Source organism: Aminobacter sp. P4_H6_2 (genome assembly GCF_056400805.1).
In genome coordinates, this window is sequence record NZ_JBFUKO010000900.1 from 1 (window position 1) to 1,608 (window position 1,608).

Below are 1,608 nucleotides of genomic sequence, written 5' to 3' on the forward strand. Positions count from 1 at the left end.
GATCATAGAAGATCAGATAGATCGCTTGATGCGGATCGGATCCGAGAGGGTCAGGGCGGGCGATCGCGAGATCCTGCCCATTATCAATCCCGCCAGCGGCGAAACTGTCGGAGAAATCCCGGTCGCGACCGCCGCCGATCTGGATAATGCGCTTGATGCAGCCGGCACGGCGTATCGGTCCTGGCGCAAGGTTTCAGCCTTCGAACGCTACGGTATTTTGCGCCGTGCAGCGGCTCTGCTGCGCGAGCGTACCGCCAGCATTGCCCACTTCATGACACTGGAGCAGGGCAAGCCGGTCGGTGATTCCATGGCGGAAGTCATGGGCGCCGCCGACATCTTCGACTGGTATGCTGAAGAAGGCCGCCGCGCCTATGGGCGCATCATTCCCTCACGCACGTCAGGCGTCCGCAGCCTTGTCTTCCGCGAGCCAATCGGCCCGGTTGCGCTGTTCACGCCGTGGAATTTTCCGATCACCATTCCGGCGCGCAAGATCGCCGCGGCACTGGCGGCCGGGTGCTCATGCATCGCCAAGCCGGCCGAGGAGACACCTTCCCCGACGCTGGCGATCGCTCAGGCGCTTGCGGATGCCGGCCTGCCCGACGGCGTGCTCAACATCGTCTTCGGTGTGCCGGACCAGATCTCGACGCATCTGATCGCATCGCCCGTCATCAAGAAGATTTCCTTCACCGGATCGACCCGCGTCGGAAAACATCTCGCCAAGCTGGCAGCCGAAGGCGTCAAGCCAGCGACGCTCGAACTCGGCGGACACGCGCCGACGATCATTTTTGCCGACGCCGATATCGAAAAAGCAGCCGAGATGACCGCGCGGTCGAAATACCGCAACGCAGGCCAGATCTGCATCACCCCCACCCGGTTTTATCTGCACGAGTCCATCCACGACAGGTTCGTCGCCAGGTTCCGCGAAGTAGCGGCGTCACTCAGGCTCGGCGACGGCCTAGATCCCACCACGCAGATGGGGCCGCTGGCCAATGTGCGTCGGCTCGACGCCATGGAAGGCATGATTTCGGATGCGGAACGCTGCGGCGCCCGCATCGAACTGGGCGGCGAACGTCATGGCGAACGCGGCTATTTCTGGCAGCCGACAATCCTGACCGATGTGCCGAACGAAGCCCGCATCATGAACGAGGAGCCGTTCGGACCCGTCGCCGTGACACGCCGGTTCAAGGATTTCGACGAGGTCGTCGCCCAGGCAAACCGCTTGCCGTTCGGCCTGTCCGCCTACGCTTTCACCCGGGACACAACGACGGCGACAAGGATCGGCGACGAGCTGGAGTCCGGCATGGTTGGCGTCAACCACATGGTCCTGACGACACCCGAAACCCCTTTCGGCGGGGTCAAGGAAAGCGGCTACGGATCCGAAGGCGGGTCGGAAGGCCTCGATAGCTATCTCGTGACCAAATTCGTGACACAGGGCTGAAATTTAGCGCAATGAACGAGAATTCCATTCCCAATTTCCGCGAGCTTGGTGAAATCACCGGCTCGACCGACTCGCGCGACGTGCTCTCGCATGCCACGCGCCAGGCGGCGAAGAACTTTGACGACTATCTCATCGTCGACGTCGACGCCCACGTCTCGGAAGATCATTTC

1 protein-coding gene is annotated in these 1,608 nt (G+C 62.1%); it reads left to right on the forward strand.

What is annotated here, in order from left to right; all coding sequences use genetic code 11:
- Window positions 1-28: 28 nt before the first annotated feature.
- Window positions 29-1,438: an NAD-dependent succinate-semialdehyde dehydrogenase gene (locus AC1DUU_RS31460; RefSeq protein ID WP_476787218.1), complete on the forward strand. Its 1,410-nt coding sequence runs from the start codon at window positions 29-31 to the stop codon at window positions 1,436-1,438.
- Window positions 1,439-1,608: the final 170 nt, after the last annotated feature.

What these genes read in the sequence shown, in the direction of transcription:
- AC1DUU_RS31460 (WP_476787218.1), top strand. Translation starts at nt 29, where the DNA reads ATGCGGATCGGATCCGAGAGGGTCAGGGCGGGCGATCGCGAGATCCTG.